Here is a 15,823-nt window from a genome sequence, read left to right as displayed (position 1 = left end):
TTACATCCGTTCATTAATACACGATGATCCAAATGAAGAAGATGATAACCATGGCAATTTGCAGGATGATCTTCATGACCATACTGCTAAATAGCCCTACTAATGAGCCAACGCCCACTTTTGCAGACTTCGATACATTTGAACCGGACAGAAGTTCACCGATAAATGCCCCTAGAAACGGGCCAATAATGAGACCGAAAGCTGGAATCACGAATGGACCAACAATGACTCCAATGGTGCTGAGAATGACTGATTTACGTGAGCCCCCAAACTTTTTAGTCCCCCACGCTCCTACAACATAATCAGCAACAAATAATACGACCACAATTAACGTCTGGATGATCCAGAACCATACTCCAAAAGAATCAAAATGAAAGAACCAACCATAGACAAAGAACGCTAAATAAATGGCGAGTGCACCCGGTAGAATAGGATATATCGCTCCAGCAAGTCCCACAATAAACAAAACAATAATCAAACTCCACCCGAGTATCGTCATTTACCGTTTAGCCCCTCAAAAATAATATTTTTGATTACTTCCACGATACCATCATCATTGTTGCTTGCTACGACAACATCTGCTTCATCCTGCACATGTTGCTGCGCATTCCCCATCGCTACTCCTAAGCCACATTGCTGAATAGCGGCCAAATCGTTCAAACTATCACCAACAGCGATTACTTCAGACATATCTATATGTAGTAACCTACATACTTCAGCAATACCAGTAGCCTTATTGACTCCTTTAGGATTAATTTCAAGGTTGAAAGGGGATGAGTTCGTTATCTCAAGACCATCCATGTCTTGTAGCTTCATAAGAATACGATGTCTAACATCATTATCCTCCGTATAGTAACCGAATTTCAGCCATTCACTATCTTCTAGTGGCTGCTTAATCCAATGTTCTTTGTTATATACGGTATCAACTGCGTATGCCCAGAACCAAGTATCCATCTCCATGGCGATCTCATGTAGCTCCTTGAGCCTTGGAACGTCAAGTAAAGAACGTCGATGAAGCTTATGTGGAGCACTCCAGACCTCACCCCCGTTAACTGTAACCATCGGGGTATCAAGGCCTAATTGTTCCGCATAAGGAAGGGCACTTGTGAAGGACCTCCCAGTTGATAGGCATACATGCACCCCATGTTCAGTCGCCTGTCTAATCCATTTCATCGTTTCTAATGAAATCTTCTCTTCGTCATTCAAAAGTGTACCGTCCATATCCAATGCCAGCAATTTATACTTTGTGTTCATGGCGCGCTCACTCCTGTCATAATATCCCAACATCTACCTTGTGCTATAGGATGTTCATTATTGTGGATTATCATCAACTGTAATATCTTTCTTTGGTTTAGGTATTCCATCTAATCCATAAACCTCATCATACGCATCAAATATTTTCCGTGCGATTGGAGCCGCACTATTCGATCCAAATCCGCCCTCAGGAATCATCACAGCGACAGCTAATACCGGATTTTCTCGTGGCGCATAAGCGATAAATACGCCGTTATCCACTGACTTAGGACCAACTGTCTGCGTTGATGTACCCGTCTTCCTAGCAAAGTCGTATGGAAAGTTATTGAAAGCGGACACGCTACTATTCATACCTTTCTTAACTACATTCCAATATGATTTATCGAAATTAACACCATTATTAACAACATTTAATACTTCAGGACCGAATTCTTGAACAATATTTCCATCACTATCGGTTATTTTACTAACGAGCTGTGGCTTTATTCGTTGACCTTCATTAGCGAGTGTTGCTGTAAATTGGGCAAGCTGTAGCGTTGTATACTTCCCACCTTGACCGAATGATGCATATGCCATAGCAGACTGGGTACTTCCCGCCGCCTTCACATCAACATACTCACGCCACCCTCTGTATTCACCAGGCAGACCACTGCCCGTCACAACGCCAAGTCCGAACTCCTTCATGTATCTATCCCATTCATCGATGGCGTCCGCTCCATACTTATTAGTGAGAGGTTTACCCACCATATCGACCATAAAGGCATTCGAGGATTTCTCTATCGCTCTCGCTGGATCCATAGCACCATAGACAGTTCCACCTGAGTTTTGAACTCTTGCCTGATGCCCTACTTTACCGAAATAGGCTGCACCTTTATCATAATACGTATAGTTTCTTGAGAAGAAACCTTCATTTAATCCAATTAACACAGAAAGAGGTTTAATCGTGGAGCCCAAAAGGACAACAGATTCAGGATGAGTTCCTTTTTTACCAGGATTAAAAGAACGAATTGTTCCATTCTGATAAATATATTCTACCTTGCCAGACCAATCTTCTGATGAAATGTTACCCGAACTCCACACATTTGTATCATAGTCCGGCATACTTGCCATAGCTACGACATTACCCGTCTTCACTTCCATAGCTACCGCGAAGCCAGTGGTCGCATCCTTATGAAGTTTCCCAGATACAGGATTCTTATGTAACCAATCTAATTGGTCCATAATCGCTTGCTCAGTCTTCACTTGAATCTCCTTATTAATCGTTGACCATACATCATGTCCTTTTTCCGGAGGTACTATCTCGTCGATACCTTCAGGCATATTACGTGGATCAACCGGTATCTTCAGATAACCGTTCTTACCTCGAAGTTCATCTTGATACATCAATTCTAAGCCATCAAACCCAACGAACTCGGATTCTCCATACATGAGTCCCGGGTCAGTCTGTGTACCGTTTCTCATCTCTTCATTAATATTTTGATATTTGTCTAACGTTTTAGATCTTTTGAAATCTTTGATGTAGCCAATCGTTTGAACAGCGACGGTGTCCAGATCATATTGTCGAACGTTCTCCTCAATAACGCTTATTCCTGGGAATTCCGTCTTATGTTCCATGAAATAAGCGATCTCTTTATCATTAAGTCCCATCTTAATACGTCTAGGAATAAATCCGAAATACAATTTATTATTCAAATCCATCGCTGTTAGAACGTCTTCTTTCGTTAAGTTCCCACCATCAGCATCTTTAAACTCCGCGAATGCTGCTGCAATCCCCTCAGCCAGCTTCTCTATTTCCGGATAATTATCTCGTTTCTCCCCATCTGGTTTATCACTATAATTACTCTGTAAAGTAATATATAAAGATTGAACCGGTTTAGAATACGCCAACTTTATACCCGTGGCATCTCGAATACTTCCGCGTGCCGGGGCGATAGGCACATTCTTCACATCTCTACTTGTTTCTTCCCCTTTTAACGTAGGTCCTTCCACAAATTGTAATATAGCTAGCCGTATAATAATGACGCAAAATATAAGAAATGTGCTGAAGAAAAACAAATTAATCCTCAAGTTAAAACTATTCTTATGTTTGGGCGATTCTTCCTGTACCCGATCCGGCACGTAATCACTCACCGGCTCACCCTCCTTTAACTTTAGCCTACTTAAAAGTTGTTCAATTTTACGAAAAATGTCTTTCTTATTCTAACATAAATCAAAGCCACCTTCACCTTTACCACGTTCTTCATCTCAGGTTATATATATGCCGAATCAAACATAATGTATTTTCTTCTAACTTATATTAATATAGATGTAGATGAAGTAGATTATTGTCGAACATTGGCTATTATAGTTCATAGTTCGTATACATTACATCAGGTGGTGATTAATATGAAGTTACGAATTCTCCTTGGTAAATTCAGTATAACTACAGTTATTATCCTTGTCCTATGTATTTCGATCACTCTTCTACCACAAAAGACATATGCGAATTACTTCACAGATTTTTATGAAGGATTAGAAATATTCTCCGGGCTTCCAGCCCAAATGAATGAGCTAAAGAAAAACTATGAGCAGACTTATAGTGATCTAAACGATGCCCGAGCAAATATTAAAGCCTATGAACAACAAACAGCACAACTGATAGAACAGAATCGACAACTCACAGAGACGGTTCAACTATTGAATGATTCAGAGATAGCACGTCAGAATCGCTACTCTCAAATAAAAAATATCGTTATTTGGGCAATAGCTCTAGCGGCAGGATATTTCATTCTTACACGTACGACTCGCTTCGTGATGAGGCGCTCAAATAAGTGATAGGTCTATTTAACTTCTGCATAGGAGGTTCACCCCATGGATATACGAATAGATAATCCCAGTAATGCCCCCATTGGACAAGCAGTCACCTTTTCTCTTGCAGAAGGAGATCTCATTCATATACTTCATCCCGAACAGATCGTTTCCTATCGAGGACCATCTAACGGGCGCAGCGATCGTTTCATGAATGTGAAACGTATGTACCGCAAGGGGAAGTTGATCCAATCAGACATGAGCGGTCCTTCTCAATTTGTGGCAGCGCTACCTCCTGGCTTTGCAATGAAATCAGTGGAAATCCATAATGGTAGTGATCTCCTTTATGATTTTCGCAATCTGTTCTTCTATAGTGATGGCATTACTATGCAGACACGGCTGTTGCAAATCAAGAATATGCTCGTCACTCGTGATGTCATAAAAGTGAAGTTCTCTGGAACAGGAACCCTCGGCCTACTTACTCAAGGACCTGTGTGCCAAACTGAGCTACACCCTACAGAACCTGTCTATATCGATGCTGGAAGTCTGGTCGCCTATCCTGAGAATGCCAAGCTTGAGTTAACCGTATATGGAAACACACTCGCCAGCCAGCACATGAGCTATCACTGGAAGATGACTGGACTAGGGTCCGTTCTTTTCCAGGCTGGTCGTCAAAACCATCGCTTGGAAAAAGAGTGGGCTAATGATGGTTTCATCAAGCGTGTACTTAGAGAAGTCATCCCATTTGGAGGGATTTTCATTAAATAGTAGATCGTCAGATAAACATTGGGATAAGTTAATAACGTGATTATTTACTGCTTCCATGTTATAATGATGCCGTTCTAAGTTCACCGCTCTATAAGTTAGAATAACTGAAGATAATCCATGCTAATCCGTATGGAAGAGGTTCGCGAACTCCCTCTATAAAAAACTATTTACCTTATTCGATGTAATGAGGCTTTTTTCGAGTTGGATACAGTTCATGAATCTCCTATTCTTCTATGAAATTTAAAGAAGATTGCGAGGTTTTTTGTGATGATTAACGACAAAGCGGTCGTCGTATTCAGCGGCGGCCAAGACAGTACTACATGCTTATTTTGGGCCAAGAAAAATTATAGTGAGGTAGAAACCATTACCTTCGACTATGGTCAACGTCATAAATTAGAGATTGAGTGCGCAGCAAGCATTGCAGCTGATCTGGGTGTCAAACAGACCGTACTTGATATGAGTCTGCTGAGTCAACTTGCTCCGAACGCACTAACTCGTCACGATATTGATATCACTCACGAAGATGGCCAGCTTCCTAACACCACCGTGGATGGACGTAACTTGCTATTTCTAAGTTTCGCAGCGATCGTTGCAAAGCAGATTGGTGCAAGACATTTAATTACAGGTGTGTGCGAAACAGATTTCAGTGGGTATCCTGACTGCAGAGACGTGTTCATCAAATCTCTCAATGTCACTCTTAATCTATCTATGGATTATAATTTCGTAGTTCATACTCCACTCATGTGGTTGAACAAAGCAGAAACATGGCAAATGTCTGATGAATTAGGTGCATTCGACTATATTCGGAATCGTACATTAACTTGTTATAACGGTATCATTGGTGATGGCTGCGGAGAATGTCCAGCATGCATGCTTCGAAAGGCAGGCCTTGATCAGTATTTAGTTGCACGCAACGATTCTGCATCACTCAAGGGTGGTGCTGAAGGATGACTCGTACACCAGGGGAATTCCGCATCGTAGATGCTCTTCAGCACTTCGAAAGGGATATTCAACGTGATGAACTCAGATACCACAGCAAAAGAGTACTCGTCAGTAAGGAATTCACTTTCGACGCCTCTCATCACCTACATGCCTATGAAGGGAAATGTAAAAATCTACACGGTCATACGTACAAAGCCGTCTATGGAATTAGTGGTATACCTAATGATATAGGATTAACGATTGATTTCGGAGAAATCAAAGAAATTTGGAAAGATCGTATCGAGCCCTTTCTTGACCATCGTTATCTGAATGAAACTTTACCAAAAATGAATACTACCGCTGAGAATATGGTCGTCTGGTTGTTCGAGCAAATGGAAGATGCCTTGCACAACTCCGATCATTTCAATAAACCGAACGATATAAATCACTCTAGAAAGATCCGTACAGAATTTGTACGACTTTATGAAACTCCTACAAGCTTTGCCGAAGCAAGACGGGAGTGGATGATTGGGTGAGTAACGCTACGATAAATCGCCCCATTCCCGTTCTTGAAATATTCGGACCTACCGTCCAGGGCGAAGGGATGGTCATCGGGAGAAAAACGATGTTCATTCGTATGGCTGGCTGTGACTATCGTTGCTCATGGTGTGACTCAAGCTTTACTTGGGACGGTAGTGGAAAGGAACACATCAGGCTTCTTACGCCTGAACTGATCTGGGATGAACTCACCCAAGTTGGTGGAGACCGCTTCTCACATGTGACTCTCTCCGGTGGTAATCCCGCCTTACTTCCGCAACTTGGCAGATTAATTGAGTTGTTACACCAGCGGAACATAACAATTGCAGTCGAAACACAAGGCTCCAAATGGCAAGATTGGCTCACTACCGTTGATGAAGTAACATTGTCCCCTAAGCCTCCAAGTTCTGGCATGAGTACAGAATGGGAAGCATTAGATGTTATTATAGATAACTTGAATTCTCGACCTTCAGCTTATTCCCATAGTCTAAAAGTGGTTGTTTTTAACGAGGATGATCTGGAATATGCTGTTAAGGTTCATCTTCGCTATCCGGATGCTACTATGTATCTACAAGTGGGGAACGAAGATGTCCACACAATGGACTCTGCTCAACTCACGACTACTCTATTACAGCGATATGAATGGCTTATTGATAAAGTAATGGATTCCTCCATTCTTAATGATGTGCGGGTATTGCCTCAGCTTCATACGTTAGTATGGGGGAACAAACGCGGCGTTTAATAAACAATAAAGGGGTATCATATATTATGTCAGGAAGACAACCTAATGAAATGGAAGACATTACGTTACTCGGAAATCAAGGGACGAAATATGTTACAGAGTATGATCCCTCCATTCTCGAAAGCTTTGATAACAAGCATCCTTACCGAGATTACTTCGTTAAATTTAACTGTCCGGAATTTACAAGCTTATGTCCTATTACCGGGCAACCAGATTTCGCTACAATCTATATTAGTTATATCCCTCATATTAAAATGGTAGAAAGTAAATCTCTTAAGCTATACCTATTCAGCTTCCGTAATCATGGAGATTTCCATGAAGACTGCATGAATATTATTATGAATGATCTTATTGCATTGATGGATCCCAAGTATATTGAAGTATGGGGGAAATTCACGCCACGCGGTGGAATATCCATTGATCCCTACTGTAATTACGGACGTCCAGGAACGAAATATGAGGAAATGGCACAACATCGTCTCATGAATCACGACATGTATCCAGAGAAAATAGATAATAGATAATCCTCCAGAAAAAAAGGGGCTATCTCATAAGTGACCTTTAATGGCTTATGAGATAGCCCCTTCGTATATCATAATTTCCACGCTATGCGTTATCCCCCTTATGAGCCCACTGGGAAACCAATGACGACCTCTGTTCCGATCCCTTTTTCACTTGTAAACATAATATTTCCCTCCATTGCTTCAATGATCCTGAACGTCACCATTAGACCAAGGCCAGTTCCTCTAGTCTTATTAGAGTAGTAAGGTTCTCCCAAACGCTTAATTTCATCAGCTTCCATTCCTTCTCCATTATCATAGATATGGATAACAACTTGTCCTGTATCTTGATATGCCCATATTCTAACAACTCCGTCTTCACCCAAAGCCTCAATACTATTCTTAATCATATTAATGAACGCTTGCTTGAATTTAGATACATTTCCGCGAATCATCAATCCAGATGGAATATCAATCTGAATACGCCCACCTTGGTAGTTGGCCAAAGGTAAAAGTATGCTTTCTATATGTTTAAACTCAACAAAAATATCTAGCAGAGTAACCTGTTCAATTTCAGGCTTAGCAAATGTTAAAAAGTCTGTAATAATGCTGGATGCTCTATCTAATTCCTCAATAGCAAGCTTTAAATAATCTCTCTCTTTATCCTTAGATTTCTCCTCCAACAATTGAAGAAACCCCCTTGTGACTTGCAGTGGATTTCTTACTTCATGCGCTACAGAAGCTGCTAGTTCACTAATAATATCCATCTTCTCAGAGCGCTGTAGTTCATTATTAAACCGTTCGAGTTCCTTAGAATACTCAATAACTCGACGATGATTTAACGCTAATTTCCTTCCAAGCACTACAATGAGTGAGATCAGAAACCCTATTAATCCCCATTTCCATAGAAACAATTCATAATTTCTCTCTTGCATATAAAACCATATAAACTCCGCTATCACTACTAATGAGAATATAATAAATCCCAAAAAAATAATTCCAGCGTCTTTATTCCCCTTAATGGCGTAGTATATGGCATGAATCATCAGTATCATACCTTGAATTATAATTAGAATACCTAATAGCAGCACGGAGACCACATAATAAGCTTCGTACAGTTCATTATCATAAAGACTGTTGATCAACATAAAAACCAAACAAAACAGGGAGTAGATCACCTGGAATTTGCGCAATTTACGAATAGATCCACCATATCCCTTACCAATCATGGATTCAAATATGTAGGTCAGACCTGGTAAAAAGGTAAATAGAGCTATATCAAATAGGGCGATATACAAGTTACCATATTCTCCGTAATGGCTATATAAAAAAGGCGAATATGTAATGATTAATATACCTATCGAAAATAACACGACATTTAGTGGGACCCATTCAGCTATTTGGGCCTTTCTTAAGAATATGGTACAAATAAGCATTACTATCGCTATAAAAATAATAGAACTTCCTAAAATGATATCCATCAAGTTTGTCACGATGAAACGTTGGAGTAGTGTCTGGTAATCTCCGACAATAATCTCCTCAACCATACCTATACGATTATTCTGTGCATGTAAGACCATAACTATTTCTTTACCTGCATCCTGAGGATTTAACGGCAAAAGGATCGTGTTCAAATCATACATATAGGTTCTATCGTCCTTATAAAGGATCTCATTATCTAAATATATATGGACCTTATTCGCATAAAGCTTATTCATGAATAATGCTGGAGTCTTTATTCCAAATGCCGGCAGTCTAAATTTGATCCATAAATGATCACTTAAATGCTCACGATTTGAAATACTCAGATTTGAGTCACGCCAAGTCCAGGAATTTGAGGGATGAACAGTATTTATATTTTGTATAGATTCCCTATAACTCTGATCCCAATAATATTGCCATTTCGTAATTGTAGTGGAATCATGCCTTGGCTCCTCTTGAGGAGATGCATAGATCGTATTAAAAGATGTACCGACAATCATCATAAACATAACAACAAACACACTTCTTAGAACCCACTTCATGAATACACCTCAACATAAAATAAATAGTACTCTCTCTTCGTTTATTTTTCAGTATTATTCAAAATTCGACAAACTTCGTTACTTCCCTCTAAAAAAATCCAAATTATTGAAAATAAAAATTTATTTTCTCAATATAAACGATTTTCACATAGGATTACTAAAATAACTGTAGTAAAATATTGAAAAGGGAGGTGTCACTTTTATTATCCAATCTAATACATTCATCTGTAGAATCTGAAGCAAGGCATCAAAAATTCTAATTATTCAGGTGATTCTATGAATTGGTATACAGACTTCGAAAATGAAATAGCCCATGTCTTTGTCGCTTCACAACGCGTAGTAGAGAATTTTCCACCGCCACTAAATCACAAAGGCTTAACTTATCTAAGTAAATTTGATGCTCGACGAGAGGATAGCGCAAAGAACTATATTTGCTATCTATTGCCCTTTTGGTTAAAGGATTTGAGTCATCTTAAGAATGAGGATTATGTCGCATTATCTGTTGGCAATGTATTTGCCATGCTCTACTTCTTCATTCAAGATGATATCATGGATAGTAAAGACGACTTAGATCGAGATCAAATACCACTCGCAAATTTACTTCTTATGCATTTCCAACAAATCTACAGAAATTATTTTCCTTCCACTTCCCCATTCTGGATATACTTTCACCAATACATAATCGAATGGGCAGACGGTGTCTCCAATGAGAAGCAACAGGATTACTTTCACACAAATTTAGCTATGATGGCCAGTAAAGCCGCTCCCCTGAAGCTGTCTAGTACAGGTACCTTATTACTATCAGGGCAGTCTGAACTCGTATCCCCCTTATCAGACATGATCAATCATGTCCTTATTACTTTACAGATGGCTGATGACTGGATTGATTGGCAGGAAGATTACAATGAAAACAACTACAACGGATTGATATCCATGATTAAAATGGAGAATGATTCAGGGGAACCTATAACTATCGAATATATTAAAAATGCTATCTTTGTCCATGGTGTATTGAAGCGTTATACAGAAGTCGCCATTCGTAATCACACTTATATTCAACAGTTAAACTTAAACCTTCCTTACCTTTTATCCTTTCATGAAACACTTGTTAATGATTTGATTAAAGATGCTGAACGGATTGAGAAAGACAAAACATTACAAATACATGGTGGATTATATTACTTTTTATCAAAAAATATGAAATAATGGTAGATTTATTTCACTTCCCATGTTATCCTCATAAAGTAAGTATTAACCAATTTGAAAGGGTGATTCTAATGGCGCAACAGGCTCTCCTTCAAACACAAGTCATTAACAAGGCATGGGAGGATCCAAGTTTCAAGGCACTTCTCTTAACAGATCCTAAGAAAGCTATCAAAGACGCACTAGGAGTTATTATTCCAGATCATATTAAGCTTAGAACAGTGGAGGAATCATCCGATGTATTCTATCTAGTCCTTCCTTCTAGCCCTTCTGGAAACAATCCTGATGACACTCAAACAAAAGCAAAGTGGTAGTTTAGTTACATTACCTTTCACTTCATAGATTACTGCTAAGGGTTGGGCATGGGGCACACTACCTCTCTATCCATCATGGATTCAATCCAAGATGGATGGGAAGGTAATGACCGCCTCTGTCCCAACCCCTTTTTGACTTTTATATTGAATTTCTCCTTTCATTACTTCAATTATTCTAAAACTCACCATTAAGCCTAATCCAGTTCCTTTCGTTTTATTCGAGAAATAGGGCTCTCCCAATCGTGCTAATTCCTCCTGATCCATTCCCTCGCCATTATCTTGAATATGGATAGACACAGATGAATGATCTTGATAAGCCCATATTCTAATATCACCTCCACCTTTCCAAGCTTCAATACTATTCTTAATTAAATTGATAAGAGCCTGCTTAAACTTAGATGAATCGCCCCTGATCTTAATATCCTGAGGAACCTCTACCTTAATTTCTCCACCTGATAAATTAGCAAGCGGCAAAAGAATACCTTCAACATGCTTCAATTCATCATAAATATTCAACTCTATAGTCCGATCGAATCCAGGCTTAGCAAATGTCAGGAAATCAGTAATGATATTCGAAGCATGATCTAGTTCATCAAGTGCCAATGTCAAATACTCTCGCTCCCGTTCTTTCTCATAACTTTCCAATAATAACTGTAAGAATCCTCTTGTCACCTGTAACGGATTTCTCACTTCATGTGCAACTGATGCTGCCAGCTCACTAATGATCTCGATCTTCTCGGAGCGTTGTAGCTCATTATTAAATAATTCCAGTTCCTTAGAATATTGAACAATTTGATCGTGATTAGCAGCGAATCTTCTTCCACTAATAATAATGAGCACTACAATAAATGCGACAACACCCCATTTCCAAGCAAAAAAGTCATAGTTTCCCGAGCTATAATAAAACTGTACCATTTCAATTAAAACAGTTCCTGCAATAAGCATGATTCCAATGGATAGAATTAAGGCATCCTTATTGCCCTTAACGACATAAACAATCGAAGTAATGACCAATAACAGACATTGAACGATAATCGTGTACCCTAAAATCTCGACAGAAACAAAATAATAGTATTCATAATACTTGTCTCTCAAAAACTCATTCATTAACATAAACATAAAACAAATAATAGAGTATCCAACCTGGAATCTTCGAAAATGTTTCACAATAGAACGATATCCACTACCAAACGTTTCCTCAAAGAAGAACGTTAATGATGGCAACAAAACAAACATTGAACAATCAAACGCAATATCAAATAACTTCCCCTGGCTTCCAAATAACATGTATAAATAAGATGAATAGGTCATCAGTAAAATACCTATAGAGAAAATAATGACTGACAATGAAAACCACATCGATAAAAATTCTTTTCTTAGAAAAATGGAGCCAATCAGCATTATGACCGATACAAAAATAAACGAGCTACCAAAAATAACATCAATCAGATCCTGATTAACAAATCTCGAGATCCGTTCATGGAAGTTCCCAAGCACTAGTCTATCCTGAATGCCTATTCTTCCAATGTCTGTTGCAGTTCCTACATACATTAATTCGTTAGAATCGTTCAACTTCTTGGGATTAATAACCTCGTTCACTTTATAGTCATCCATGTTCTGCGATTCATATATTAGCGAATTACTTGTCTTAAGGGCAATATCCTGTCTATAATTGTTATTGATAAATAATGCTGGGGTACCCCAATGCATCTCAGATAACTGTATCTTATACCATAGGGTTGAATCGATTTTCGGTTTAATGGGTATTGGCTCGCTTGAGTCACCATCTACCCAATCCTCCTGCAGTTCTAAAGCTGTATCTCCCATTAACTCGGCCTGCGAGCCCCATTTGGTCTGCCATTCTTTAATTGTTATAGTGTTTTCTTGCTGATCTTGCTGAACTTCTCTATTATTGGTTGAGATAAGAACTAATGAGATCATGATCAACACAATAATAACAGCCATCATTTTGGGTACAACCTTCATAGTAAACAGCACCTCAGTAGTAATATTTAGATTAAAGTTATAGATATCAATATTGAATAATCTATACATTCTACCTATTGATGGCTTAAACCTTCTATAATAAGTAATATTTTAAAAATTAAGTGAATGACATCGGTTTTTATGCATAAGAATTTACATTTTTCCATAAAAAATAGACCATAGCCTAAGCCATGATCTATTTCAGTATAAACTATATTATGTTTATCCTAATACAACGTCCACTTGATGTGTCTTGCCATCGCCAATAACGGATAGTACGTTACCTTCGATCAATTTACCATCGACAGTCATGGAGGCTACTCCTTTGGATACATGGTTTGGATTCGTAATGTTAATTACAAAGGTATCTCCACGGAAGACACGTGTGATACTAAATCCATCCCAAGCAGTTGGGATACATGGATTCACTCTAAGTCCATCAAATTCTGGTTGAATCCCGAGTATGGATTGTGTGATTGCCACAAAGTTCCATGCTGCTGTACCCGTTAGCCAAGAGTTCTTCGCCTCACCTTCACGCACCGCATCTTTACCTGCAATCATTTGAGAATAGACATATGGTTCTGTACGATGAATATCACTGATCTCTTCCAAATAGGCAGGTGCAATCTTCTTGTAAAGTTCAAATGCACGATCTCCACGGCCAATAGTCGTCTCAGCCATCATAATCCATGGATTATTGTGGCAGAATATGCCTGCATTTTCTTTGTATCCTGGCGGATACGAGGAAATTTCACCAAGATTAATATAGTATTTGGAATATGGTGGATTCTGCAGAACGATACCATATTTCGTATCTAGTCTTTCTTCAACCGCATCCAAGGCTTTCTTCGCTAATCCTTCTTCAACACCAATTCCAGCCATGACGCAGAATCCTTGTGGCTCAATAAAGATTTGTCCCTCTTCATTCTCTTTACTTCCCACTTTATTACCATAATGATCATAAGCGCGCAAGAACCATTCACCATCGAACCCATGCTCAAGCGTTATTGATGTCATGGTATCAATATGTTTCTGCGCAGCATTAGCTTCGTCGTCAAGCCCTCTACGTTTACATAGTTCCACAAAATCTGGTCCCGTGAATACGAATAGACCCGCGATAAACACAGATTCTGCTACGCGTCCTTCTAAGTTCTGAGTCGTTTGGTAAGGCTCATCTGGAACGTTAGAGAAACAGTTCAAGTTCAAGCAATCATTCCAATCTGCACGACCAATGAGTGGTAGACCATGTGGTCCAAGATTCTCAATGACGTGGTAGAAGGAACGTTTCAAGTGTTCGAATAAGCTTGCTGTATTATTCGGATCACTGTCGAAAGGAACCTCTTCATCTAGAATGCTGAAATCTCCCGTTTCCTTAATGTACGCAGCTGTTCCGAGGATCAACCATAATGGGTCGTCGTTGAATCCACCACCGATTTCGTTATTACCTTGTTTCGTTAATGGTTGGTATTGATGATATGCTCCGCCGTCCTCGAATTGAGTTGAGGCAATATCAATGATACGCTCTTTCGCCCGTTCTGGAATTTGGTGTACAAATCCAAGTAGATCCTGATTGGAGTCACGGAAGCCCATACCACGGCCAATACCGGATTCAAAGTAAGAAGCTGAACGTGACATATTGAAGGTAACCATACATTGATATGGATTCCAAATATTAACCATACGATCCAGCTTGTCGTCTCCACTATTAACCGTATATTTAGACAGAAGATCATTCCAGTAAGCTTGAAGATCTTCCATCGCTCTGTCCACGTCTGATTCATTCGCGAATTGCTGTATCATCGCTTCAGCGCGTGTTTTGTTAATGACATCCAGCGCTTCCCACTTCTCTTCCTCTGGGTTCTCTACATACCCCAATATGAAGTTGTAACTTATTTCTTCTCCAGGTGCAAGTTCAATCTCCATACAATGTGAAGCAATCGGTGACCAACCACTTGCAATAGAATTGGATGATTGTCCAGCAGCAACCACTTGTGGGTTATCAAGACCATTATATAGACCTAAGAAGGACTCGCGATCCGTGTCGAATCCATCCATCGGCCGATTCGCCGAGAAGAAAGCAAAATGATTACGACGTTCGCGATACTCTGTCTTATGATAAATGACAGAATCCTTCACCTCTACTTCACCTGTATTTAGGTTACGTTGGAAGTTCGTCATATCGTCATATGCATTCCACAAACAGAACTCTACAAATGAGAACAATTTCACTTTTTTCGTTGCATTTGATGTATTGGATACCGTTACTTTATGAACTTCACCGTTATAATTCAAAGGTACTAGTGCTAATTGATTAACGCGAATTCCATTTCTTTCACCCGTAATAGAGGTATAACCGAGACCGTGACGGCATTCATAGAAATCGAGTTCTCTCTTGACTGGCATCCAACCTGGAGTCCAGAAATCACCTTCATCATACAGGTAGAAGTAACGACCACCATTATCTACTGGAATGTTATTGTAACGGTAACGAGTTAATCTACGAAGCCGAGCATCACGGTAGAAGGAATATCCACCCGCCGTATTGGACATCAAACCGAAAAACTTCTCATTACCAAGATAGTTGATCCAAGGATACGGTGTTTTAGGCGTGTTAATAACATACTCTTTGTTCTTATCATCGAAAGATCCGTACTTCATTTACAAAACTCCTCTCAATTTATAAATCTATGAACGCGTGTTTATTTCGCGTTAAATGAATCCCCTGTAAAGGGGAACACTTTAGAATAATATCGTGAAATGGTTACTATAAAAACCTTCTTCTTTAAA

The 15,823-nt window shown here is 39.3% G+C and carries 14 protein-coding genes and 1 riboswitch; of the genes, 8 read left to right on the top strand and 6 right to left on the bottom strand.

Annotation, left to right across the window (positions count from 1 at the left end; genetic code table 11):
* Positions 1–13: 13 nt before the first annotated feature.
* Genes AC1TO8_RS10400 through AC1TO8_RS10390 form a run of 3 tightly spaced genes read right to left on the bottom strand, consistent with a single transcriptional unit; the run spans position 14 to position 3,384 of the window.
* Positions 14–499: a DUF456 domain-containing protein gene (locus AC1TO8_RS10400; protein ID WP_482055534.1), complete on the bottom strand. Its 486-nt coding sequence runs from the start codon at positions 497–499 to the stop codon at positions 14–16.
* On the bottom strand, positions 496–1,254 hold the full coding sequence (locus AC1TO8_RS10395) for a Cof-type HAD-IIB family hydrolase (RefSeq protein WP_482055533.1): 759 nt from the start codon (positions 1,252–1,254) through the stop codon (positions 496–498). The genes AC1TO8_RS10400 and AC1TO8_RS10395 overlap by 4 nt, the downstream gene beginning before the upstream one ends.
* Before the next feature lie 57 nt (positions 1,255–1,311).
* A complete protein-coding gene (locus AC1TO8_RS10390; protein ID WP_482055532.1) occupies positions 1,312–3,384 on the bottom strand; it encodes a peptidoglycan D,D-transpeptidase FtsI family protein in 2,073 nt (690 codons plus the stop codon).
* Positions 3,385–3,639: 255 nt separating this feature from the next.
* On the opposite strand from AC1TO8_RS10390, the gene AC1TO8_RS10385 reads away from it, so the two are divergent.
* The 6 genes from AC1TO8_RS10385 to queF all read left to right on the top strand — a co-directional run bounded on the left by AC1TO8_RS10385 (position 3,640) and on the right by queF (position 7,533).
* The gene (locus tag AC1TO8_RS10385) at positions 3,640–4,068 is read left to right on the top strand and encodes a hypothetical protein (protein ID WP_482055531.1); all 429 of its coding nucleotides are present in this window, start codon (positions 3,640–3,642) and stop codon (positions 4,066–4,068) included.
* Positions 4,069–4,104: 36 nt separating this feature from the next.
* Positions 4,105–4,809 (top strand): AIM24 family protein, encoded by a 705-nt coding sequence (locus AC1TO8_RS10380; protein ID WP_482055530.1) that lies wholly within the window; start codon positions 4,105–4,107, stop codon positions 4,807–4,809.
* Positions 4,810–4,938: 129 nt separating this feature from the next.
* A riboswitch (PreQ1 riboswitch) is annotated at positions 4,939–4,982 on the top strand.
* Between the two features lie 94 nt (positions 4,983–5,076).
* Entirely contained in the window at positions 5,077–5,760 is a 684-nt protein-coding gene (gene queC, locus AC1TO8_RS10375) for a 7-cyano-7-deazaguanine synthase QueC (protein WP_482055529.1), read from the top strand.
* Complete coding sequence (queD, locus tag AC1TO8_RS10370; RefSeq protein ID WP_482055528.1) at positions 5,757–6,266, top strand: 6-carboxytetrahydropterin synthase QueD; 510 nt, start codon at positions 5,757–5,759, stop codon at positions 6,264–6,266. The genes queC and queD overlap by 4 nt, the downstream gene beginning before the upstream one ends.
* Positions 6,263–7,009, top strand: a complete 747-nt coding sequence (queE, locus tag AC1TO8_RS10365; protein WP_482055527.1) for a 7-carboxy-7-deazaguanine synthase QueE — start codon at positions 6,263–6,265, stop codon at positions 7,007–7,009. Before queD ends, queE begins: the two co-directional genes overlap by 4 nt.
* Positions 7,010–7,035: 26 nt before the next feature.
* Positions 7,036–7,533 carry a preQ(1) synthase gene (gene queF, locus AC1TO8_RS10360; RefSeq protein ID WP_482055526.1) on the top strand — a complete coding sequence of 166 codons (498 nt, stop codon included), beginning with the start codon at positions 7,036–7,038 and terminating at the stop codon, positions 7,531–7,533.
* A gap of 98 nt (positions 7,534–7,631) precedes the next feature.
* Here the strand turns inward: queF and AC1TO8_RS10355 are convergent, their stop codons facing one another.
* Complete coding sequence (locus AC1TO8_RS10355) at positions 7,632–9,533, bottom strand: ATP-binding protein (RefSeq protein WP_482055525.1); 1,902 nt, start codon at positions 9,531–9,533, stop codon at positions 7,632–7,634.
* 276 nt (positions 9,534–9,809) lie between these two features.
* On the opposite strand from AC1TO8_RS10355, the gene AC1TO8_RS10350 reads away from it, so the two are divergent.
* Positions 9,810–10,739: a hypothetical protein gene (locus tag AC1TO8_RS10350; RefSeq protein WP_482055524.1), complete on the top strand. Its 930-nt coding sequence runs from the start codon at positions 9,810–9,812 to the stop codon at positions 10,737–10,739.
* A 71-nt stretch (positions 10,740–10,810) separates the two neighbouring features.
* Positions 10,811–11,050 (top strand): NHLP leader peptide family RiPP precursor, encoded by a 240-nt coding sequence (locus AC1TO8_RS10345; protein WP_482055523.1) that lies wholly within the window; start codon positions 10,811–10,813, stop codon positions 11,048–11,050.
* Between the two features lie 81 nt (positions 11,051–11,131).
* Here the strand turns inward: AC1TO8_RS10345 and AC1TO8_RS10340 are convergent, their stop codons facing one another.
* The gene (locus AC1TO8_RS10340) at positions 11,132–13,036 is read right to left on the bottom strand and encodes an ATP-binding protein (RefSeq protein WP_482055522.1); all 1,905 of its coding nucleotides are present in this window, start codon (positions 13,034–13,036) and stop codon (positions 11,132–11,134) included.
* Between the two features lie 222 nt (positions 13,037–13,258).
* Positions 13,259–15,694 carry a glycoside hydrolase family 94 protein gene (locus AC1TO8_RS10335; protein ID WP_482055521.1) on the bottom strand — a complete coding sequence of 812 codons (2,436 nt, stop codon included), beginning with the start codon at positions 15,692–15,694 and terminating at the stop codon, positions 13,259–13,261.
* Positions 15,695–15,823 lie beyond the last annotated feature (129 nt).

It is taken from the genome of Paenibacillus sp. Y859 (assembly GCF_056786405.1).
The sequence above is the reverse complement of the archived record's forward strand: the minus strand, read 5'-3'. Positions and strand labels throughout refer to the sequence as shown.

Bases quoted from the DNA above. Each gene is read 5' to 3' on its own strand.
- queD (WP_482055528.1), top strand. From the start codon at position 5,757: ATGACTCGTACACCAGGGGAATTCCGCATCGTAGATGCTCTTCAGCAC.
- AC1TO8_RS10380 (WP_482055530.1), top strand. From the start codon at position 4,105: ATGGATATACGAATAGATAATCCCAGTAATGCCCCCATTGGACAAGCA.
- AC1TO8_RS10400 (WP_482055534.1), bottom strand. From the start codon at position 499: ATGACGATACTCGGGTGGAGTTTGATTATTGTTTTGTTTATTGTGGGA.
- queC (WP_482055529.1), top strand. From the start codon at position 5,077: ATGATTAACGACAAAGCGGTCGTCGTATTCAGCGGCGGCCAAGACAGT.
- AC1TO8_RS10355 (WP_482055525.1), bottom strand. From the start codon at position 9,533: ATGAAGTGGGTTCTAAGAAGTGTGTTTGTTGTTATGTTTATGATGATT.
- AC1TO8_RS10345 (WP_482055523.1), top strand. From the start codon at position 10,811: ATGGCGCAACAGGCTCTCCTTCAAACACAAGTCATTAACAAGGCATGG.
- AC1TO8_RS10395 (WP_482055533.1), bottom strand. From the start codon at position 1,254: ATGAACACAAAGTATAAATTGCTGGCATTGGATATGGACGGTACACTT.
- AC1TO8_RS10350 (WP_482055524.1), top strand. From the start codon at position 9,810: ATGAATTGGTATACAGACTTCGAAAATGAAATAGCCCATGTCTTTGTC.
- queF (WP_482055526.1), top strand. From the start codon at position 7,036: ATGTCAGGAAGACAACCTAATGAAATGGAAGACATTACGTTACTCGGA.
- AC1TO8_RS10340 (WP_482055522.1), bottom strand. From the start codon at position 13,036: ATGAAGGTTGTACCCAAAATGATGGCTGTTATTATTGTGTTGATCATG.
- AC1TO8_RS10385 (WP_482055531.1), top strand. From the start codon at position 3,640: ATGAAGTTACGAATTCTCCTTGGTAAATTCAGTATAACTACAGTTATT.
- AC1TO8_RS10335 (WP_482055521.1), bottom strand. From the start codon at position 15,694: ATGAAGTACGGATCTTTCGATGATAAGAACAAAGAGTATGTTATTAAC.